Genomic DNA, 19748 nt, shown 5'->3' with positions numbered 1-19748 from the left:
CCGTGATTCCATGTCCTGTGATCTTGCTAACGCGGATGCTAACAACGGCAGCGGACGCTTGTGGATGGCTGTGGATGACTAGGCCCTCATAGTGGTGCGCAAGCTGGGCTGGCGGAGGTTCGTGGACACCTGTGGACGATCTCGTTCTCACTCGTAATGAAGTGGTCTGAGATTCAAGCGGGAAGGTGTGTTGGGCTCCCCGTTCTACTTCGCGTGCACCGTCACCACTACTCGCGGCGCACGGAAGGCCAGACGCAACGTGAAGGTGTCCAATACGAACAGGTCGCTGCCGTCCCAGTCGAAGCAGCTGACCTGACCGTGAGGAGCATCTGGGTGGGTGGCCACGCAGTCATGCCCCTCCTGGTCCTCACACCACTCGACGAGGCGTACATCCTCGAACCGGAAGACCACGGCGGGCGTCCCCGACAGCTCGGGTGGAGTCCACTGCGGGTCGTAGACGAACTCCAGCTCCAGCACCGGCGGCTGGCCGGGCTGATAGGTCAGGCGTCTGAAGTCGGTGTCGTGGAGGTAGATGTGGGCGTCTTCTGCGGTCCAGAACTCGTACAGCCCTGCCCTGGGGGTGACGCCACGATCTTGGTCCTCGGCCACGCCGGCGAACTCGGTCACTGACATGGGGACATGGTCCTACAGACTGGAACGTCCTCGGCAGGCTCCGGCGGGGCGGTGACAGCAGTGCTGACAGCAACGTCCCCACACGCGGGCTCACCTCGGCCACCATCCCACCACCCTCTGACCTGGGGGCCGGTCCCGGGCGGCGGCGGTTCGCGCCTACCCTACCCACGGCGCGCGCGCCCGCCCCGCCCAGCAAACCAACCGACCTCGGCGGCGCACCGCCACGACGTCGGCAACACCGACCGAACGTCTCGGCGCCCCATGTAGCCGAAGGATTAGCGGTAGCCATCCCCGAGCAGATCGAGAACACGCGTAAGGGAGTCCGGGCGAGCGCTGACAGGTAGCGGCTCGACAAGATGCACAGGGCAGCCAAGTGTGGCGGCACCAGTATCAGCATCACGGTCGTCACCGACCATCAGAACACTGTCGGGCGCAAGTCCAAGCTCATCGCAAGCGACGTGGAAGATCCGGGGATCAGGCTTCATCACACCGATCTCGTAGGAGAGCACGAAGAAGTCGATGTACTGGGCTAAGCCGTGAAACTTGAATACAGGGCGCAGGTCCCATCCGATGTTGCTGACAACCGCCGTAGGCACTCCGCGCTGGCGCAGTTCTCTGAGGACGTGCACAGTGTCCGGGTAGGGCTGCCAAGCCATCGGATGAAAAGTTCGCTCGTAGAGAGCTTCGGCCAGGGCAGGGTCAGGAAGCTGGGCTTCTCGTGCCAGCGCGGTGTAGCAGGCCCGATGATGCACACCGGTTAGGTCGCGATCACGCCAGAGATCGGCCAGGTGCTGGGGCACCACGTGGGGCACAGGACCGCCGGGCTGGGCACCCATGAGCCGCAGACGGTCAGCGCACGCCGTGACCTCGGCGTCGTCGCGGACAAGCCGGCCGCTGTCATCCAGAGCACCCCGCAGCCATTGCTCTATGGGCTCGATCCTCAGGAGCGTCCCGGAGAAATCGAACATCACGCCCTTGACCAAATGATCCTCGCGCTTCACTCCAGTGATCGATAGGACAAGGAAGTACTCTACGATCGCACCGCCAGTTGATCTAGCTCCACTTGTCCCAAGTCGCGCTAGTGCCTCAAGTTGAGGTTTCGATGCCTCCGGCGGGGCGCTCCGGCTCCGGGATGATCGCTGCGTCGGGTGCCTGGGGGCGCAGGTGGCTGAGGTGGAGACCTGACCATCCCGCCCGCCATCGACCCGGGACGAGCCGAGCAGACCAGGGCCACGGGGCCAAGGTCGTTCGTCCTTCACACCCGACCATGCGCCATCAGTGCCGCGTGGGGGAGCATCAATACACCATCCGGGTCAGCGAACTGCGCGCTCAACGCGTCGTAGTGGCCCTTGATTTCCATGATGATCGCATTGGGCTGACTCCTCACGATCTGCCCAATCGTCGCCACGCCAGCGGCCGGACCGCTCCACCACTCATCTGGGGTCGTCCGGTGATTCCAAGTAAGAGTGTCGCAGGAGACGTCCGCCAGGCCCATCTCACTCAACAGTGCGGCGAAGCCATGTTCCGTGCGAGGGAAGTCATCCTCAGGAGCAAGAGCGGGCAGGTGAGCAGGACGAGCAACCCCTGCTGCCTGAACAGCTTGACCAAGCAGTGCTTGTCCGGGAGCGCCAGGGACCGCCCAGATGGTCACAGCGATGCGTCCGCCTGGGCGCGTCACTCGCCGCAACTCCGCTACGGCATCTCGTGGACGCCCGACATGGTTGAGTACAAAATTGCCGATCACGGCATCAAACTCGTGATCCCCGAAGGGCAAGTGGGGCAGGGCGGCGAGCCGCACGTCGATTGCGGATGCAGCCCGTGCGGCGAGGGCAACCATGCCTGCCTCAGCATCCACGGCAGTCACTCTCGCTCCTCGCTCACAGGCAGCCAGAGCAGCGGTTCCGGTGCCGGTCCCCACATCGAGCACCCGAGTTCCCGCACAGACTTCAGCGGCATCGAGCACCCAAGGCACCGGATACGCGCAGAGCTTGGCAAAACTGCTCGCGTAGGCAGTAGCCTGTCCCGCCCAGGACCGACGCTCGGCCTGATCGAACGCCGTCATGCCATCCTCTCCTTGAGGAACTGCTATCAAGATCGCCTTACGGCAGGGCTCGACGCTACGGCATTCCCGATCACGCCGTGTCCGCAGAAGCGCGCCTGGCGGGAGCCGCCGCAACGTTACTCATCGAGCTCAAGCCAGCGTTTCTCCTGGTCAGCGAGATAGGTGAACGGTTCAACACGCCCCTCGGACACGCTCTCCTACGTGGTCGCCAGAGTTCCACTCTGGTACGGGTCCGCGAGGGCTACAGCGGTTCCCCCCGTCCGCATCGGTAACGGCGTCGCAGGCCGCCGAGGCGGTGTCGCCACCGGAGCCGGGTGCTGTGTACAGCAGGCGGATACAGCAACCTGCCTTACACGATCACACGCCACCATAGCGCAGCTGCCATCTGGCCAGGGCGAGAAGCCCTCTACGTCGTGCCTGGCTCCCGTTTGCAAGCAGGCGCTCACCAAGATGCGGCGCAGACCGCCCCCGTGCTCTGCCCTTGTTCCGTCGCCGTTCCGTAGGAGCACCGGGACCAGCGAGAAGTGGTGTGAGACGTCCACATACGTAGCCGCTGCTCAGCCGCATGGTCGAGCTGTCTTCGCAGGTGATCGCATCGCGAGCCGGAGATCACCCAGATCTACGAGGGCAGGGCACACTCAGGACACAGCAAGGTCCTCGAAACCCGGGACGATTCAGTCACTGGCGTTCGATTGGATGGGCGTATGACTGCTCATGATGTGGCCCGCCTGCTGCCCGGTGTCCCGATACTCCGCGACCTGTGCCGGTCCATGGCGGTGCTGGAGGCCATCCTGAGCCCGGAGTGGGCGAGCCGCTACCACTCCTTCGACGCGGGTTGGAGCCCGAGGGAGGAGATGGCCTCCATGCGCAACGGCTCTGGAGATGAGTACTCCATCGTCTTCTCAGCGACGGGTGCGTACATCCGCGGCTTCGATCACGAGGCGGTGATGAGTCCGTACAACAACGACGGGCCGTGGCCGGGGGTGCTCGACTCGGTCCCCGACATCTTCCGCCACTGCGTCGAAGAGCCCGCGTTCTGCGACGAGGACGGCATGCCGATCGTGACCGCCTGCCTGTGGCGCGAGGCCGGCGACGACCGCTGGCGGGCGGGTGAGATCGAGTATCCGGACGGTGAGAGCGATCCCGACGGAGCGGCGCACCTGTTCGGGCTGCTCGTCGATCCGTCCGCGGAGGCGTTCCGGTGGTTCGCCGAGGACTACTACGAAGTGCCCGTAGACCTCGACGCGGTGCGGCACGTCCATGCCCTGCGTCCGCTGACGCAGGCGGTGGTCACCGCGCTGAACGCCGACCTCACCTTGAAGGATCTTGCCGAAGACCTTGCGGCATCCCGGTATCCGTCTGCCGCCGATTGAGAGGCCAGAAGACCGCTGCCGATCCTTCCACCCAAGCGGTGAATCTGGTGGCAGCAGCACCGGAGAGCACGCCGAGCGGAGTCCCGTACAGCAGCCTCATACAGCAACCCCGCCTTACACGATCACACGCCACCGACCCGCAACCGCCACCTGAGCAGGGCGAGATGCCACTGACGAGGTATCTGCCCTTCCCTACGTGTCGTACGAGCCGTCCCAGGGTTCGTAGAAGCCGAGGTCGTCCGGGTAGAGCTCGGCGTGCTCGGTGCCTTCGAAGGTCTCGATGACGAGACCGAAGAGCACGTCGTCGACTTCGTGGCGGAAGGGCCGGATGGCGATGTCGCCGAAGCGGAGGCCGGGGAGGGCATTGAGCCACTGCTTCAGCCGCTGCTGCGCTGCGTCGACGGCGGCCCGGTAGTTGTCATCGGTCCCGGGTGCGCTCGATGCGGGAGTCGAGGTGGTGGCCGGCGGCGTCGAAGGTGTGCAGGACGGCGTGCCAGCGTTTGTGCGCCTGCCAGTCGTCGGCGTGCGTGTAGCCCTCTGGGAAGGCGGCGACGACGGAGCCGAGGAACTGCCCGCCCTCCCAATGGCCGATGGTGTCGGTGCGGTAGTCGGGTTCGTAGCTGATGGGAATGATCTCGGGAACTGCCATGTGCGGGAGAGTAGCGATCGGGTCCGACAGAGCCTTTGCACTGCGGGTGACCTTGCTAACGGAAGTGCTAACACCGTCCCTGGACGCGAGTGGACATCCACAGAAGACGATCAAGTACGTGATGGCTTTGAGCAGGGCTTTCTGATACCTGTGGACGTCGGTGGAACCGCCGCCCAGGTCCACGACACGCCCTGCCAGGTCGTCGCGGCCGCCCAAGGCGAGGCACTCGGCGATCAGGCGGCGGGCGTGGTCCCGGATGGGCAGGGCGGCCAGGTCGTCGAGCGGGTTGATGTGGCGATCGAGGGTGCCGACGCATTCGGCGGCCTTGGTGGCGTACTTGGCGATGTAGGCGGCGACGGCTTGTTCGGAGAGGTCGCCGGTCATGGTGATCGGGCGGATGTCGAGTTGGGTGCCCCAACGGAGCGTCGTGCCCGTGGCGGGGATCCGCCCACAGGCCGTGAATCAACGCTGGACAATTGAAACGCCGCAAGGTCTCGAGGCGTTAGAGTCAGCCGCGATACAGACCAACGTCCTAGCGGAGTTATCGTGCGCGCCGCACAGATGCCGCTCTCACGATCGCCACTGCCTGGCTGGCCGCCGTACGTGGTGGGGGCGATCGGTGGGCCAGGGCTTCGTTCCTCACCCCTGGCCCACCGAGAGTCGTGGCTGATCACCGTGCAGAGGAGCCAGCTCCAGCACCAGCGGCCTGCCAGGCTGGTAGGTCAGGCGTCTGAAGTCGGTGTCGGAACCGGCATTATGTCAAGATCGACACATGGTGCGATTAGGTGCGACGCTTCTGGCGGTGGTGCTGCTCCTCGGTGACAGCTCAGCTCTGTTGGGGCCGACGTTTGAAGGAAACGTCGCACAAGCCGTCTCGACCTGGCGGACAAGCGGTGCTGCGAAGATCTGGCGTGAGGGTTTCGTCCCGCTCGAGGACCTGAGCAGGATGTCCCGGGAGGTGAGCGAGCAGATCGATTATGAAGAGCACGGCTGGGTTGTGGCCGGACCGCTGCCCGCGCCGCCGGCCGGGGCGGAGATCCGCTGGGACAACGGGTCCACGACGCGGGTCCCCCTGATCGGGCCGCGAAACGCGCTGCTGGCTCTGTCACCCTGGCCTGAGGAGAACACCTTTCCTGACGACAAGGAATACAAGCTGACCGGCGCCACCTTCACGACCATGCGGCTGAAGACCTCACGCGGCATGGCGACAGTACCCGCCTGGCGGCTGCACTTCTCGAACCTCCCTGGCCCGATCGACCACGTCGCGGTCGATCAGAAGGCGATCGGCACCATCGAAGGCGCTGTGGGCCAACCTCTTTCAGGCGACGGGATCACAGATTTCGAAGTGCTCGACGAACGCACGTTACAGGTGGACTACGGCTACGGCTTTTGCGTCGGTGAAGAACCGTTCGACGTCACCATACGAGCCAGCGAGAAGTCAGATGTGGTGGTCCTGGGACTCGAGATCCCCTATCGGGGCTACGGCCCCTGCGCAGGCGTTGGCAAGTCCGGCCAGGACGTCATCAGGCTCAACGAGCCGCTGGGCGATCGCGTGGTGCTGGACGAAATGAGCAGACTCCCCGTCCTCTGCCATCGTGCGCACAACACGTGCCAGGCATGGAACGGGTGACACCCGTCCCATCCGCCCTCGAAAACGACGCGACGACTCGACGGGCGCGAACTATATACGCGAAATGATCAAGCGGGGTGCCAGGGCTGACCGAGGCATTCAGGCAGATCAAGGGTTGTGGTGTGAACGTTCGACATCTTCACCCCTCGGTTCTCGACGAGCTGACGCTGGAGCGCGCCGACAGGGTCCAGCGGCGCGATCCGGGCATGCGCCGTGGGGCCAGTCGCCGACGAGGCTTGTCTCCACACCACTCAGGGCCCATGCAGGTCGGCGCGATCCGGTCGAGAGTGCCGGGGTTGACCACCTGCGTCCGGGCCGGTAACGCCGCAGCCACCTCACCCGGCCGCATACGAGCGTGTTCCAGGGCGATCACTGCCGCAATGGTCCGGCGCCCGACAGCGGGCCGCACTGCCCTTCGGCTTGCGCCCGGTACGACTGGCTGTCGCTCACTCGCCCGGCCTTGGCAGCGATCGGGCCCCCGCGGCGGCCGGGAGCACTGCGGAGAGAAGGGCGACCAGCAGGCAGGCGGCGGTTGCGGCCAGGAAGGGAGCTACCGGGAACGACCATGGGGTGCCTTCCGCGACCCGGTTCAGTGCCATCCACAGCCCTCCCGACGTCACGAGGGTGACGATGCCGGCCAGCAGGGCGCCGACGGTCACCACGAGGGCCGCCTCGGCGGCGACCATCCGCAGGACCTGGCCGGGGGTGGCGCCGGCGGCGCGGAGGAGCGCCAGTTCCCTGGAGCGTCGCCGGGTGGACATGACCAGCGTGTTGGCGATGGCCACTCCGGTGTAGAGCACGGCGACGCCGCCGACGACGAGCAGCGCCAGCCGTACCTGCCCGGCACGGTAGGCGTCGCTCGCCGCGGACCACTGCGAGAGGGGCAGGACGGTCACGGGAAGGTCGTGGAGCAGGTCGGCGGGCAGGTCGCCGCGTACGTACGCGGCGGTGGGGAGGGAGGATCCCGCGTGCCTGGTGGTGACGAGGGCGCCGCCGCCGGCGACGCCGAGCTCGGTGACGGCCACAACGCGCAGTGTCACGGGACGGCCGTCGGCCAGCAGCACGCGCACCTTGTCGCCGACGTCGCGGCCCAGGGTCTCGTCCACGACGATGGAAGAGTCGTCCAGGTCTGCGGGCCGGCCGGAGAGCACGGGCAGGTCGAGCAGGTCGGCGCGGTTGACGGCGCGGGCGTCGAAGGGGATCGGTTCGGGTGACGGGCCGTAGAGGATGCCTGCCTCGGGCACCGCGTAGATGGTGGTGGAGGCGACGGTGAGCGCGTCGAGGCCGGCGAGCTTGTCGGTGACCTCGCGGTTGAGGCCGGGGGTCCCGGCTGGGAGCACCACGGAGGTGGCGGAGCCGTATTCGTGGCGGGCGGCTCGGGAACCGGCGGCGTTGGCGGCCTCGGCGGTGCCCCAGAGGGAGCTCATCAGGCCCACGGTCAGCAGGACCGGGGCGGTGACGGCTGCGGCCCGCCGTACGGAGGCGAGGGTGTTGGCGCGGACGAGCAGGCCCCCGGGGACAAGGACGCGTGTGAGAGGGCGGATGGTGAGCGGGGACAGCAGCGCGAGCGCCACGATGAGGGCGGGGCCGGTGTACCTGGCCAGCTCGGCACCGTAGGGGCCGGGCAGCGCGAATGTCAGGACCAGCGCACCGGCTGCGGCGGCCAGCGCTGCCATGCCGCCCAGCCAGCGGAACGGCGTCATCGCCCGCTGGTCCACCTCGGCGTCGCGCAGCGCCTCGATCGGGCGGACGCGCCCGGCGCGTACGGCGGCGGCGCCGGAGCCCACGGCCGCCAGCGCGACGCCCGCGCCGAACGCGACGAGCAGGACCAGAAGGGAGGCGAGCGAGGGCGGCACGGTGAACCACGTGGGCGCCGCGCCCGCGGCGGCCAGCAGCCGCGCCAGCGCGGGGGCCGCGAGCAGTGCCAGTGCGCAACCGGCGGCGGAGGAGACGACCCCCATCCTCGCGGCCTCGCGTAGGACCGTGCTGGTGACCTGTGAAGGAGTGGCGCCGGCCAAGCGCAGCAGTGCGAGCTCCCTGCGGCGCTGCGTGACCGAGAAGGCGAACGTGGAGGCCACGACGAACACCGACACGAACGCGGCCACCGCCGTGGCCATCCCCATGATCGTGGTCAGGCCCACCAGGGCCGCGGCGTCGCGCCGGGCGTGCGGGTCGGCGAGCGCGCGGTCGTCACCGGTCAGCACTTTGAGCCCGGCAGGGACCGAGTGCGGTGGCTCGGTGAGGATCACAGCATCGACACGCGGCGACAGCCGGGCGGCTTCGGCGTCGGAGAAGAACACCGCTGACTCGAAGCCGACCGGCACGGTCACGCCGGACACGGTGTACAGGCGGGAGCCGGCCGCCGTCAGCACCGTCACGCGCCGGCCGGCCGAGCCGTCGGGCACGACGATCTCGTTGTCGTTCGCGGGCGCGCGCCCGGCGGTCAGGCGGTGACCCGAGAACGTCGCCGCGCTCCACGGACGGCCGATCTGCTCGGTGGGACCGCCCTTGAGCTGGGCGTAGAAGGTGCGGTCCGGCACGCCGCCTGGGAAGTTCACGTGGCCAGGTTCGGCCAGGTCGCCGGCCGTCACGACGACGGCGGGCGCGTGGGCGTAGCGTCCCGGTGTTCCTGACCCTCCGGTGATCGCCGCGGCGAGGACGAGCCCCGTGGTGGCGAAGAGCAGGGTGCCGAGAGCAAGAGCGACGAAGGTTCCGATCTTCATGCCCAGGCTCCCAGGTGTGCCATGCGCCGGGCGACGCCGTCGGCGGTGGGGCTGTGGTCGAGGTCCACGATCCGGCCGTCGGCCAGGAACAGCACGGCGTCGGCGTGGGCCGCCGCCACCGGGTCATGGGTGATCATGACGACCGTCCTGCCCATCTGGTCCACGCTCTCGCGCAGCAGCCGCAGCACCTCCCGCGCGGACACGGTGTCGAGCGCCCCGGTCGGCTCGTCGCCGAAGACCAGCTCGGGGCGTGCCACCAGGGCCCGCGCGATCGCCGCCCGCTGCTGCTGCCCGCCGGACAGCTCACCAGGCCGGTGCCCTGCCCGCTCGCTCAATCCCACCCGGTGCAGGACGTGTTCGAGCCAGCCCTGATCCACCCGCACGCCCGCGTACTTCAGTGGCAGCGTCACGTTCTCCGCCACGGTCAGCGACGGCACCAGGTTGAAGGACTGGAAGACGAATCCGATCCGCTGCCGCCGCAGCAGGGTCAGCCGTGTCTCGCTCAACGAGGTCAGCTCCGTCCCGCCCAGCAGGACGGAGCCGGAGGTCGGCCGGTCGAGTCCCGCGGCGCAGTGCAGAAGAGTGCTCTTGCCGGAGCCCGAGGGCCCCATCACCGCGGTGAAGCTCCCCTGGGGGATCTGGGCGCTCACCTCGCGCAGCGCCGCCACCCCGCGCTCGCCGCTGCCGTACACCTTGCTCACGGCTGTCAGCCGCATCACGTCCGTCACGTGGGTAAGCCTGCCGAGGCCTGGGCCGCCCCCCCAGAGTCGTCGTCACCGATTGGACCGTGACTTCATCACAAGGTAGACATTTCGCCATGATTCGCATCCTGCTCGCCGAGGACATGGACGTCGTCAGAGGCGCCCTGGCGACCCTCCTGGGGCTGGAGCCGGACATGACCGTCGTGGCCCAGGTGGGCTCCGGCGACACCATCGTGCCCGCGGCCGTGGAGCACCGCCCCGACGTGGCCGTCCTCGACGTGGAGCTGCCCGGCATCGACGGGCTCACCGCCGCGGCCCTGTTGAAAGAGCGGCTGCCGGACTGCGCGGTCCTCATGCTCACGGGGTACGGCAAGCCGGGCGGGCTCCGCAGGGCGCTGGAGGCCCAGGTGTCCGGCTACCTGCTGAAGACGGCCACGCCCGCCGAACTGGCGGCAGCCATCCGGGCCGTGCACGCGGGCGAGCGCGTTCTGGATCCCAAGCTGGCCGTGGCCGCGTGGGAACTGCCGGGCAACCCGCTCACCGCGCGGGAGGCGGAGGTGCTGCGCATGGCGGCCGAGGGTGCGGGGGCCGACGAGATCGGCGCCCACCTCCACCTATCGGCGCGGACGGTCCGCAACTACCTGAGCGCCATCGCCACCAAGCTCGACGCCCGCAACCGGGTCGACGCCGTGCGCATCGCCCAGGAGTCGGGCTGGATCTAGCGCGGCGGTCAAGCGGAACCGGCCGTCCTCGCTGCCGGCGCTGAAGGTTCCGCCGGCCTCCTCCACCCGGGTCCGCAGGTTCCCCAGCCCCGCTCCCACCCTTCCCGGTACGGCATGCGGCACGCCGTCGTTGACCACGCTCAGGCTCGGCTCCGCGGTGATCACGATCGTGGCGTGGCGTGCCCGGCTGTGGCGCAGGATGTTCGTGACCGCCTCGCGCAGGACCACGGCGACCAGCGACTGTGCCGGTCCTGGCACCTCTTCGAAGGTGAGCTCCACCTCGATGCCCGCCGCCCGCAACAGCTCGCGGGCGTTCGCCGCCTCTTGCTCGAGCGACAGCTCGTGCCGGTGGCCCGAGGCGGCCAGCAGGTCGGCCCTGGCGCGTTCGAGCATGACCTCGACGTCTGTCAGGTGGGCGCCGGCCTGCTCAGGCAGTCGTCCGGCAAGCTCCAGCTTGAGCAGGATGCCCGCCAGGTTGTGGCCCAGCAGGTCGTGCAGGTCGCGCGAGGCCCGCAGCCGTTCCCTGAGCACCGCGTCCCGTGCCAGCTCCTCACGGGCCCGCTCCAGCTCCGCCACGAGCTGCGCCAACCGGCCCAGACCGTAGACGACCAGGGCGGTGATCGGCGTGGTGAGCGTCCAGTTGACCAGCTCGCCAGGCGCGAGGCCGGCCAGGGAGCCGATGACCGTCACCGAGCCGGTGACCAGCGCCAGCGCCGCCCAGGACAGCGGCGCGGGCAGGAGCAACAGCGCCGAGGCGCCCAGCAGGCCGGGCAGCGCCAGCCAGGCTCTGCCGTACCAGAGGAACGGCGCGTACGTGACGACGGCCTGTAATGCCAGTGTCAGGCCCCAGGCGGGCGGGCGCACCAGGCGGGAGTGGTGCACCTGCAGCAGCGCGCTCACTCCGAGCAGCGCCGCCACCGCCACATCACCGCCGAAGTACAGCAGGGGGCGCGCGCACAGCCCGGCCAGGACGGCGACCAGCACCGACACCGCCAACAGGTGGGCAGGGCCGTGCCCTGGATCGCGCGGGATGCCGGCGGGCAGCTCCGCCTCCACCCGCAGCAGGCCCTCGGGGGTGAGGTCCGCCGCGAACCGACCGCCTGCCGTGCGCACCCGCTCGGCCAGGGAGAGCGCGGTCTCCGGAGTGCGGAGGCCGTCGTGGGTGACCCTGACCCAGACCTGTCCCGTCTCGATCGTGCACTGCTTGGCTCTGCCGTACTGGAGAAGGTTCGTGACCGCCTCCCTGAGCACCAAGGCGAGCAGAGCGCCGGGCGGCCCGAGCGGCTCGGCGTGTCCCGCCGTCACCCGCACCTCCACCCCGGCCGCCTCCAGTACGGCGCGCGCGGCGGTCAGTTCGGCGTCCAGCGACAGCGAGCGGTAGTCCACCGATACCGACCGGGTCTCCGTGAGCACCTCTCGCGCACGTTCCAGCAGCAGCGCCGGCTCAGCCCGCTGCCGGACGCCGGTGGCGATCGCCTCCAGGCCCCGGCCGACGGAGGACTCCAGGTCGTCGGCGATGCGCAGCCGCTCCCTGGAGACGGCCGCGACGGCCAGCGCGGTGCGTGCCGAGCTGACGCGCCCCACCTGGTCGGCCATGCGCGTCAGGCCGTAGACGACCAGCGAGGTGAGCGCCGTGCTGATCGCCGTGCCCAGCGTGGACGAGGCGCCTGCGCCCGGTGTCGCCAGGCTCGCTCCCGCCACCACCGCGAGCGCCCCCGGCACGGCCACCCAGGCTCGCGCCCGCAGCAGCAGCGACCCGGCGACCAGCCCCAGCAGCCCGGGAGCGGCGCCGAACCCGAACACCAGAAGGAGGGCGAGCCCGGCCTCACCGAGGATCGTCGAGCGCCGCACGACCAGCATCAGCGCCATGGCCATGGCCGCGAGCAGCCCTCGCGGCCATGCTGTCAGCGCCGGGAGCAGGTAGCTGACGGAGAACGCCAGCACGGTCAGGGCGACGACCGCCTTGGCTGTTCTCACGCGGCCGTGCCGTTCCCTGACCTCATGTCCCGGATAGTACTTATGTTGAAAAACACCCCCTATGGGTGGGTTCGTCGGCACGTTACCGGTCGAGTCAGAGGGTGCATGATCGACGGTGCCTTCTGGTTTCCGCGTTTTCCGTGCCTGCGTGCCGTGGTTCCCCCTGACACCGTCCTGGCCTGGCCGGAGTTCTGGATCGACGAGGGGTGGGTGCCCGTCTCGAAGCTCTACGACGGCCTGTGCTTGGTCTCCGGCTTCAGCAACTGCACCGAGACCTTCTACGACGCCGTGGCCCGGACGGCCGTGGAGTGGGACGGCACGTCCTCGCCAAAGCCGCTCCCTGCTGATCGCGATGAGAAGCCGGTGACGCAGGCAACGTGGGCGGTCGCGCCGACATCGCCGGGGCCGTCCAGGCCTTGAGACGCGGCTGCCACGCCTGGTTCACGGTGCGGCGTACTGGTCGTGCTCGGCGTACAGCTCGGTCCACTCCTCGTCGGTGAGCCGGCGGCCGGAAGCGACGATTTCCGCGAGTTCCTGGAAGTACGCCTCCCTGGGCGCCCCCGGCGTGAACAGCACCAGCATGGAAGCAGGCGCACCGGAATTGTTGCTGAAGGCGTGGATCCCGCCCGGCGGCACGTACAGGAAATCGCCCGGTGTCGCGTCCAGCCATCGCTCGCCGTTATACAGAGAGACGGTTCCCTCCAGGACGAAGAACGACTCGGAAATGGTCTTGTGAAAGTGTGCGCCGGGGCCGTTCGGAATCGCGGCCATGTCCCAGCGGTAGAGACCGAATTGACCGTCGGTGCTCGCCCCGGTCGCCAGATAGCCGACCTGGGATTTGACTCCGATCGTGAGGTCCGGTGGTGCGTCGGCCGACCGGTAGGTTGCGCTGACGATCCCGTGATCCTTCAAGTATCGCGGCGGCGGATAGGACATCGTTATCGGCTCCTGGCGGTTGATCGTGCTGAGCGGCATGACCCTAGGGGATGAAACGGCTCCGTCGGGAGATCCAATTTCGGCATGTTCGATTGAGCCGTCATTCAGGCGACCGGCTCGTATCGGTGATTCCGCTCACGGAGCGATGAGTTCCCGTCCTGCCGCGAGTCTCACCTGGCAGACACCGTGGGCGAGCGAAGGAGAAGCCGTGAAGGATGACGTCTGGTCGATGGTGCACGCGGAGCGAGCGGCGCTGATCGACGACCTCACGCACCTCGATGACGAGCAGTGGGGGAAACCGTCGCTTTGTGAAGGGTGGACCGTGCACGACGTGGTCGCCCATCTGGTCGACACGGCTCGGACGACGCGCCTCGGTTTCGTGGTCGGCCTCGTCCGGGCGGGGTTCGACTTCGACCGGCAGAACGCACGCGGTGTGGAGCGGGAGCGCGGTGCCTCACCGCAGGAGACGTTGGAGCGGCTTCGTCGGGTGGCGCCGCGGAGGTCGACCCCTCCGGCGCCCCTCGACAGCCGGCTCGTCGAGGAGGTCCTCCACGGTGAGGACATCCGTCGGCCTTTGGGTCTCACTCACGCCTACGTGCAGGAGGCCGTCGTCCGATCACTCCACCTGCAGGCTCGTACCCCAGCCGCCTTCGGCGGAGCCAAGGAGCTGATGGCCCGTATCCGGCTGTCGGCGGCGGACGCCGACCTGTCGATCGGAGACGGTCCGGATGTGAGCGGAACCGCGCTTTCCCTGCTCCTGGCCGTCTCCGGGCGACGGGCGGCGCTGGACGAGCTTGACGGGCCGGGCGTCGCCACGCTGGCGACGACCGCCTGACGAGCTGCCTTCGAGGCGCGGGCGACTCAGGCCGCCGGTCGCCGCCACTTCGGCGCGTCCTGGGCCGCAGGGTGGGCCTGCACGAGCACGGGGGTGTCCGACACCACCACGACGGAGTACGGCAGGCTCGGAGGCGGAGTGTCGGAATCGACCAGGTCCTCCAGGGTCGGAGACTGTGTACGTTGCGCGGGAACGATCAGGCGGAACGGCCCCAGCGGCTGCCCGCCCTCGGCGCAGAAGGTCAGCTCGACGTGGGCGGTGGCGGAGCTGATGTTGAACAGGCTGAGCTGGTCGCCGGGCATGCACCCGTCGGTGATCGCCATTTTCCAGTTGCCCACCATGGTGCTCATGTGCGACTCCCGTCTGCTGCTGCGACAGTCGTCCCGCTACCCCGACAAGACGGGATCTATCGCGGAGTGGCCGGCCCCAGGCGGATCACGTCCGGCGCGCATCGGCCGCGCGACTTCAGGCGCTACCGGAAGGCACCACCGCCCTACCGTCCGCGGGTACAACCTGACCTGCGAAAACCGTGGCTCTCGCAGGTCAGGGAGACGCCTCACCCATGGTCCATGGCGGGACGCCCTGCGCAACCGCAGCGAACGGACCCCGGTGTCGGACGTCAGGGGTCAGGAGAGAGCTGCCCGCTTGGCGGACTCGGCCGCGAGCAGGGCCGCGCCCAGCTGCACGGCGACCAGGGAGCGGAGCGGGATCGGCGTGCCCTCCGCCTCGGCTTCGGCCTCGGCGAACCACTCGTCGAAGCGTGCCCCGAGCCGGGCCCGTTCGGCCCGGATGGCGGGCGTCTGGTTGCCCGCGCCGAGCTCGGCGTCCAGCATGCGCAGGTAGGTGCCGCAGTACCTCAGCCGGATGCTGTGCACGAGCTGCCGGTTGCCGACCACCTCGGCCACGGTGGCCGGCCGGTCGGTGCCGGGGAAGTCGTCCCACTCGCCGATGAACTCGTCGTGGGAGTCGACGAAGTCCTCCAGAGCGCGGCGGAAGGGGGAGTGGACGGTCAGATCGGCTCTGACGGAGGCGAGGGATCGCGCCAGTTCGGCGATCAGGGCGCGTTGCGCGGCGAGGTTGGCCTGGATCGCGTCGCCGTACGGCTGGTCGGTGGGGGTCTGGTCGGCGACGCGGGGGTCGGCCCAGTAGGGCAGTTCGGTGACCAGGTGCAGGGCGTCGAAGCGGTCGGCGTAGTCGACGCTGCCGCCGCCGATGCCGTAGGTGGCGGCGAGCTTGGCACCCCTGGGGGTCATGTAGGCGGCGGGGCCGATCGGGACGGCGCTCGGCACCTCGGGCGGGCCCATGTGCAGGGGCAGGCCCTCGGCGGTCGCGACGGCGACCAGGCGGGCGGCGAGCGCGGGGTCGTCCTTGCTGAGGTAGTAGAACGCGCCCTGGAGTTCGCCGTTGTGCAGGGAGTAGACGAAGGCGGGTTCGACCTCGTCCATCAGCCGCATCAGCGCCTCGGTCTCGGGCAGGGTGCGGTCGAAGAAGTAGTCCTCGCCGGTCAGCGGGAAGGTCCATTCAACCTGGTCGGCCTCGGCGGGGCGGTAGAAGTGCTCGGCGTAGGCGCGGCGGTCGCTCGGCCGGGTGTACCAGCCCTCGTTGAGGCGGGCGCCGTCGGGGTCGACGCAGGGGATGAGGTGCCAGCGGTAGCCGAAGTCCTCGCGCAGCGCGGTGTCTTCGACGAGCCGGCGCAGCAGCGTGCTGACGGTGAGCGCGCCGATGGGCTCGTTGGGGTGGGGGCCTCCGATGATCACAGCGTCGTGGGGGCCGGAGCCGATGGTCGCCACGCGCAGCGGCTCGCCCAGGCGCGAGGTGCCGATGCGGCGCAGCCGTACCAGCTCGGGGTGGGCGGCGGCGAGGTCGTCGAGCTCGGCGTGCATCTGGTCGACGGTGGGGAAGGCGGTGTAGTCGGGCACGCGGCTCATGTGGTGGGCGACGTCCATCTTCTGGCCTCCTGATAATCTGGATTATTCTAGTAAATCAGATTATCTTTACGGCATGCAGGAGATGTCATGCGGCTGACCAGAGCGGAAAGCAAGGCGGCCAACAAGCGCGCGCTGATCGAGGCGGCGCGCGAGATCGTCGGCCGGGACGGCTCCAAGGCGAAGCTGGAGGACATCGCCGAGCTGGCCGGCCTGACCACCGGCGCGATCTACTCGCTGTTCGGCGGCAAGAACGACCTGATGGTCGCCGTGGTCGACGACTACACCGGGCCGCTGAACCTGCGCTCGGCGGAGGCCGCCGAGTTCGGCGTGCGCTTGGAGGAGGTCGTGGCGGAGGTCGCCCGCCGGTTCCTGCGCATGTCGGCCGACCCGCAGGCCGCAGGGAAGCTTCTGTTCGAGACGCGCGTCCTCGACCTCGTGCTCAACGATCCGGAGCTGCTCGGCAAGCTCAAGGCCTCGATCAGGTCGACCGAGGTCGAGCTCGCCGCGCTGTTCTCAGGACGCGAGCACGGCGGGGCCACCGTCACGGACGATCAGGCGCTCCGCCTGGCCCGCGCGCTGAAGGCCCTGCTGTCCGGGCTCGGCCAGGGCGTCGTGCTCGGCGCCCACGACGCCGGCGAGGAGTTCTTCGTCGAGACCGCCCAGGCTCTGATCACGCCGAGGGTGCTCGGCCCGGCCTAGATCACGGCCGAGGGTTCGGGGGGACCGCGCGGCCACACGTCACCCCACCCCGAAAGGCACAACCATGTCCAGATCCGGATTCGGCATCATCGGCGCGCCGGTGTTGTTCATCGGCGTCCTCCAGTCGATGGAGATGACACTCTCGCCGGCGCTCCCGCTCATCCAGCGGGACCTGGCGGCCTCGCCGGGCGCGCTCGCCTGGATCTTCACCGGCTCGCTGATCAGTTCGGCGATCAGTACTCCGATCGTCGGCCGCCTGGCTGACATGTACGACAAGCGGCGGTTGCTGCTCGCGCTCATGGCGATCAGCACCGCCGGAGTCCTCCTCGCCGCCCTGGCGCCCAACGTCACCGTGCTGATCGTGGGCATGGCGGTGGAGGGCGTCTGGCTGGGCATGCTGCCCCTGACCGTGGGGTTGTTCCGCGACACCCTCGAACCCGAACGGGCCGCCACAGGCAACGGCCTGGTCATCGGCGTCGCCGCTCTGGCCAGCGCGCTCGGCCTCATCCTGGCCGGGCCGATCAGCGCGGCGCTCGGCTACCGCTGGCTGTTCCTGCTGGCCGTGGCCGGTGCGGCGGTGGCCGGGCTCTGGGCCTGGTACGCGGTGCCGGCCACGCCCCGCGCGGCCGCGGGGCGCGTCGACTGGGCGGGCGGGCTGCTGCTGGGCGGCGGGCTCGCCCTGCTCATGCTGGGCCTGACCGCCGCCTCCAGCTGGGGCTGGACGGCTCTCACCACCCTCGCCCTGTTCGCGGCCGCCGTACTGACGCTGGGCCTGTGGGCCGTCATCGAGCTGCGCATCCCCGACCCGCTGGTGGACCTGCGGCTGCTGGCCGGGCGCACCCCGGCAGGGGTGACGGCGATGGGGGTCCTGTTCGGCTTCGCCTCCTTCGGGCTCGTGGTCGCCCTGCCGATGATGCTGGCCATGCCCGTCGAGACCGGGTACGGCCTGGGCGCCGACACCCTGTGGATCGGGATCTACATGTTCCCGATGGGCGTTGCGGGCACCGTGGTCGCGCCGCTGGTCGGGCCGATGACCAGGCTGCTCGGGCGGCGTACCGTGCTGGTGCTCGGCAGCGTGCTCGTCTGCGCCGGCACCGCCATGCTCGCCCTGTGGCACTCCTCCCCGTGGCAGATCGTGGCCGGGGTGACCGTCATGGGGCTGGGCGGCTCCATCGGCCTGACCGCCGGGCTCAACGTCGTCGCCACCGACGTGCCCGCCGACCGCGCGGCCGGGGTCAGCGGCGTGGTCTTCGTCGCCAAGAGCGTCGGCGGCACGTTCGGGGCACAGCTCGGCGCCATGGTGCTGGCGGCCGGCGCGGTGGGTGGAGTGCCCACCGAGCGCGGCTTCGTCGACACCTACCTGCTGTCCGCGGCGCTCGGCCTGCTCGCCGTCGGCGCCGCTTTCGTGATTCCCGCCGCTGTACGGGACGCCCAAGACCGGGGCGAAGCTTCGGCCCTGGCGACAAAGCCCGCCGTACACCCGAGTGAAAGCCTGTGACGATGGCAAAGGTTTACATCTCCATCGACATGGAGGGCGTGGCGGGCATCGCCACCATGGACCAGGTCGTCCGCGGCGGCCACGGCTATCCGCGATCGCAGCGGCTGATGACCGCCGAGGCCAACGCCGCCATCGACGGCGCGTTCGCGGCCGGGGCCGACAGTGTCCTGGTCAACGACAGCCACGGCACCATGGACAACCTGCTGCACGAGGAACTCGACCCGCGGGCCAGGCTGATCTTCGGCTCGCCCAAGCTGGACTGCATGGCCGAGGGCGTCTCGGCCGAGCACGACGTGGCCATGTTCCTCGGTTACCACGCCGCGGCCGGCTCGCCGGGCGTTCTGGCCCACACCTTCTCCTCGCACTTCCTCGGGGTGCGGCTCAACGGCGTACCGGTGTCGGAGGCGGAGGTCAACGCACTGCAGGCGGCCGCGGTCGGCGTCCCTGTGGGGTTGCTCACCGGTGACGACGTCATCTGCGGCGTCGCGGAGAAGGTCTTCCCCGGCGTGCGGACGGTCGCCGTCAAGGTCGCGCACGGGCACACCGCCGCGGACAGCCTCTCGCCGGCCGAGGCCAGGAGGCTGATCAGGGAGGCGGCGGCGGAGGCGGTGCGCGGGGCCGGTGAGCTGGCGCCGCTGGAGCTGCCCGAGGTGCTGGAGCTCGAGATCGACATGCCGAGCACGCCCGCGGCCGAACTGGGCGCGCTGGTCCCGGGCGTGCGGAGGATCGCCGACAAGACGCTCGCCGCCACCTTCGCCACGCCCACGGAGGTGCTGGGCTGCCTGACGACCTGCTACCACCTCGCCGCCGACGCGATGATCAGCAGAATGGCCCTGTACGGCAGGCGCTAGCCGGATCCAGCCCGCGTAGGCGGGGACACTGCTGTAGGGCCCCGGTCCGTCCGCGCAGACCGCGTTCGTGTCACCGGGGCCGGAGGCGGTGCCGATATTCGGTGCTCTCGAAGCCCCGCTGTCAGGGAGACAATCTCGGGATCCTGTTGACAGGGTGTCTCCCGTCACGTCGCGATCAGGTCCAGCGTGCCGTACTCCAGAGGGCCGAGCACGAGGATCGCGGCCAGGCCGGTCAGCCACATGGGCGCGTGGCGCTTGTCACGGGGGTGGGTCTCCGGGTCGTACGGCTTCTGCGCGCCGAGCTGGATCGCATGGACGATCAGCCGCGACGTCGACGACAGGGCCAGGTGGATGTCGGTTCGCAGCCGAGGGGAAGCGATCAGCCGAGGCGGGCCGCGACGACGTGAAAGGGCGCGCCCGCCGAAGCAAGGCGGGCGTGCGGCAGCGGATTCTTCGGGACGGCCTTGTTGTAGCGTGGCTCGGCGAGGTCAGGGTGTCGTCGGCCCTTCCCGGTTCGTGGTGCTCGCCGCC

At 69.3% G+C, this 19748-nt stretch carries 18 protein-coding genes; 8 read left to right on the top strand and 10 right to left on the bottom strand.

The features are described 5' to 3' along the window. Positions 1–204: 204 nt before the first annotated feature. The 3 genes from AC3EO4_RS20880 to AC3EO4_RS20870 all read right to left on the bottom strand — a co-directional run bounded on the left by AC3EO4_RS20880 (position 205) and on the right by AC3EO4_RS20870 (position 2695). Positions 205–633 carry a hypothetical protein gene (locus tag AC3EO4_RS20880; RefSeq protein WP_379574981.1) on the bottom strand — a complete coding sequence of 143 codons (429 nt, stop codon included), beginning with the start codon at positions 631–633 and terminating at the stop codon, positions 205–207. A gap of 275 nt (positions 634–908) precedes the next feature. Further along, the gene (locus tag AC3EO4_RS20875; protein WP_379574980.1) at positions 909–1634 is read right to left on the bottom strand and encodes an HAD family hydrolase; all 726 of its coding nucleotides are present in this window, start codon (positions 1632–1634) and stop codon (positions 909–911) included. A gap of 254 nt (positions 1635–1888) precedes the next feature. Beyond that, entirely contained in the window at positions 1889–2695 is an 807-nt protein-coding gene (locus AC3EO4_RS20870; RefSeq protein WP_431897201.1) for a class I SAM-dependent methyltransferase, read from the bottom strand. A gap of 704 nt (positions 2696–3399) precedes the next feature. Here AC3EO4_RS20870 and AC3EO4_RS20865 point away from each other — a divergent pair. Further along, entirely contained in the window at positions 3400–4068 is a 669-nt protein-coding gene (locus tag AC3EO4_RS20865) for a hypothetical protein (RefSeq protein ID WP_431897199.1), read from the top strand. A gap of 418 nt (positions 4069–4486) precedes the next feature. Here AC3EO4_RS20865 and AC3EO4_RS20860 read toward each other — a convergent pair whose 3' ends face one another. Beyond that, a complete protein-coding gene (locus tag AC3EO4_RS20860) occupies positions 4487–5161 on the bottom strand; it encodes a replication initiator (RefSeq protein ID WP_431897350.1) in 675 nt (224 codons plus the stop codon). A gap of 328 nt (positions 5162–5489) precedes the next feature. On the opposite strand from AC3EO4_RS20860, the gene AC3EO4_RS20855 reads away from it, so the two are divergent. Then, positions 5490–6347 carry a hypothetical protein gene (locus AC3EO4_RS20855; RefSeq protein ID WP_431897197.1) on the top strand — a complete coding sequence of 286 codons (858 nt, stop codon included), beginning with the start codon at positions 5490–5492 and terminating at the stop codon, positions 6345–6347. A gap of 446 nt (positions 6348–6793) precedes the next feature. On the opposite strand, the gene AC3EO4_RS20850 is transcribed toward AC3EO4_RS20855, so the two are convergent. Both AC3EO4_RS20850 and AC3EO4_RS20845 read right to left on the bottom strand, forming a co-directional pair. Next, positions 6794–9070, bottom strand: a complete 2277-nt coding sequence (locus AC3EO4_RS20850; protein ID WP_431897195.1) for an ABC transporter permease — start codon at positions 9068–9070, stop codon at positions 6794–6796. Beyond that, complete coding sequence (locus AC3EO4_RS20845) at positions 9067–9786, bottom strand: ABC transporter ATP-binding protein (protein ID WP_431897348.1); 720 nt, start codon at positions 9784–9786, stop codon at positions 9067–9069. The genes AC3EO4_RS20850 and AC3EO4_RS20845 overlap by 4 nt, the downstream gene beginning before the upstream one ends. 101 nt (positions 9787–9887) lie before the next feature. Here AC3EO4_RS20845 and AC3EO4_RS20840 point away from each other — a divergent pair, with 101 nt between their 5' ends. Continuing rightward, on the top strand, positions 9888–10493 hold the full coding sequence (locus tag AC3EO4_RS20840; protein ID WP_431897193.1) for a response regulator transcription factor: 606 nt from the start codon (positions 9888–9890) through the stop codon (positions 10491–10493). On the opposite strand, the gene AC3EO4_RS20835 is transcribed toward AC3EO4_RS20840, so the two are convergent. Beyond that, positions 10386–12470 carry a sensor histidine kinase gene (locus AC3EO4_RS20835; RefSeq protein WP_431897192.1) on the bottom strand — a complete coding sequence of 695 codons (2085 nt, stop codon included), beginning with the start codon at positions 12468–12470 and terminating at the stop codon, positions 10386–10388. The genes AC3EO4_RS20840 and AC3EO4_RS20835 overlap by 108 nt on opposite strands. Before the next feature lie 105 nt (positions 12471–12575). Here AC3EO4_RS20835 and AC3EO4_RS20830 point away from each other — a divergent pair, with 105 nt between their 5' ends. Further along, on the top strand, positions 12576–12890 hold the full coding sequence (locus AC3EO4_RS20830) for a hypothetical protein (RefSeq protein WP_431897190.1): 315 nt from the start codon (positions 12576–12578) through the stop codon (positions 12888–12890). A 21-nt stretch (positions 12891–12911) separates the two neighbouring features. Here AC3EO4_RS20830 and AC3EO4_RS20825 read toward each other — a convergent pair whose 3' ends face one another. Then, positions 12912–13445 (bottom strand): cupin domain-containing protein, encoded by a 534-nt coding sequence (locus tag AC3EO4_RS20825; protein ID WP_431897188.1) that lies wholly within the window; start codon positions 13443–13445, stop codon positions 12912–12914. A 169-nt stretch (positions 13446–13614) separates the two neighbouring features. Here AC3EO4_RS20825 and AC3EO4_RS20820 point away from each other — a divergent pair, with 169 nt between their 5' ends. Continuing rightward, positions 13615–14241, top strand: coding sequence for a maleylpyruvate isomerase family mycothiol-dependent enzyme (locus AC3EO4_RS20820; RefSeq protein WP_379574970.1), 627 nt, complete (start codon positions 13615–13617; stop codon positions 14239–14241). A 26-nt stretch (positions 14242–14267) separates the two neighbouring features. On the opposite strand, the gene AC3EO4_RS20815 is transcribed toward AC3EO4_RS20820, so the two are convergent. Continuing rightward, positions 14268–14591, bottom strand: coding sequence for a sensory rhodopsin transducer (locus AC3EO4_RS20815; protein ID WP_431897186.1), 324 nt, complete (start codon positions 14589–14591; stop codon positions 14268–14270). 276 nt (positions 14592–14867) lie between these two features. After that, complete coding sequence (locus AC3EO4_RS20810; RefSeq protein WP_431897184.1) at positions 14868–16187, bottom strand: M14 family zinc carboxypeptidase; 1320 nt, start codon at positions 16185–16187, stop codon at positions 14868–14870. Positions 16188–16256: 69 nt separating this feature from the next. Between AC3EO4_RS20810 and AC3EO4_RS20805 the strand changes: the two genes are divergently transcribed. The 3 genes from AC3EO4_RS20805 to AC3EO4_RS20795 all read left to right on the top strand — a co-directional run bounded on the left by AC3EO4_RS20805 (position 16257) and on the right by AC3EO4_RS20795 (position 19217). Continuing rightward, positions 16257–16868, top strand: coding sequence for a TetR/AcrR family transcriptional regulator (locus tag AC3EO4_RS20805; protein ID WP_379574967.1), 612 nt, complete (start codon positions 16257–16259; stop codon positions 16866–16868). 64 nt (positions 16869–16932) lie between these two features. Further along, positions 16933–18366, top strand: coding sequence for an MFS transporter (locus AC3EO4_RS20800; protein WP_379574965.1), 1434 nt, complete (start codon positions 16933–16935; stop codon positions 18364–18366). 2 nt (positions 18367–18368) lie between these two features. Further along, entirely contained in the window at positions 18369–19217 is an 849-nt protein-coding gene (locus tag AC3EO4_RS20795) for a M55 family metallopeptidase (protein ID WP_431897182.1), read from the top strand. Positions 19218–19748 lie beyond the last annotated feature (531 nt).

It is taken from the genome of Nonomuraea sp. bgisy101 (genome assembly GCF_057708945.1).
This window is presented reverse-complemented; position numbering and strand designations above follow the sequence as displayed.

Excerpts from the sequence above, each read along its gene's own strand:
- AC3EO4_RS20830 (WP_431897190.1), top strand. The coding sequence starts at position 12,576 with ATGATCGACGGTGCCTTCTGGTTTCCGCGTTTTCCGTGCCTGCGTGCC.
- AC3EO4_RS20845 (WP_431897348.1), bottom strand. The coding sequence starts at position 9,786 with ATGCGGCTGACAGCCGTGAGCAAGGTGTACGGCAGCGGCGAGCGCGGG.
- AC3EO4_RS20825 (WP_431897188.1), bottom strand. The coding sequence starts at position 13,445 with ATGCCGCTCAGCACGATCAACCGCCAGGAGCCGATAACGATGTCCTAT.
- AC3EO4_RS20810 (WP_431897184.1), bottom strand. The coding sequence starts at position 16,187 with ATGGACGTCGCCCACCACATGAGCCGCGTGCCCGACTACACCGCCTTC.
- AC3EO4_RS20870 (WP_431897201.1), bottom strand. The coding sequence starts at position 2,695 with ATGACGGCGTTCGATCAGGCCGAGCGTCGGTCCTGGGCGGGACAGGCT.
- AC3EO4_RS20840 (WP_431897193.1), top strand. The coding sequence starts at position 9,888 with ATGATTCGCATCCTGCTCGCCGAGGACATGGACGTCGTCAGAGGCGCC.
- AC3EO4_RS20865 (WP_431897199.1), top strand. The coding sequence starts at position 3,400 with ATGACTGCTCATGATGTGGCCCGCCTGCTGCCCGGTGTCCCGATACTC.
- AC3EO4_RS20815 (WP_431897186.1), bottom strand. The coding sequence starts at position 14,591 with ATGAGCACCATGGTGGGCAACTGGAAAATGGCGATCACCGACGGGTGC.
- AC3EO4_RS20800 (WP_379574965.1), top strand. The coding sequence starts at position 16,933 with ATGTCCAGATCCGGATTCGGCATCATCGGCGCGCCGGTGTTGTTCATC.
- AC3EO4_RS20880 (WP_379574981.1), bottom strand. The coding sequence starts at position 633 with ATGTCAGTGACCGAGTTCGCCGGCGTGGCCGAGGACCAAGATCGTGGC.
- AC3EO4_RS20795 (WP_431897182.1), top strand. The coding sequence starts at position 18,369 with ATGGCAAAGGTTTACATCTCCATCGACATGGAGGGCGTGGCGGGCATC.
- AC3EO4_RS20850 (WP_431897195.1), bottom strand. The coding sequence starts at position 9,070 with ATGAAGATCGGAACCTTCGTCGCTCTTGCTCTCGGCACCCTGCTCTTC.
- AC3EO4_RS20855 (WP_431897197.1), top strand. The coding sequence starts at position 5,490 with ATGGTGCGATTAGGTGCGACGCTTCTGGCGGTGGTGCTGCTCCTCGGT.
- AC3EO4_RS20805 (WP_379574967.1), top strand. The coding sequence starts at position 16,257 with ATGCGGCTGACCAGAGCGGAAAGCAAGGCGGCCAACAAGCGCGCGCTG.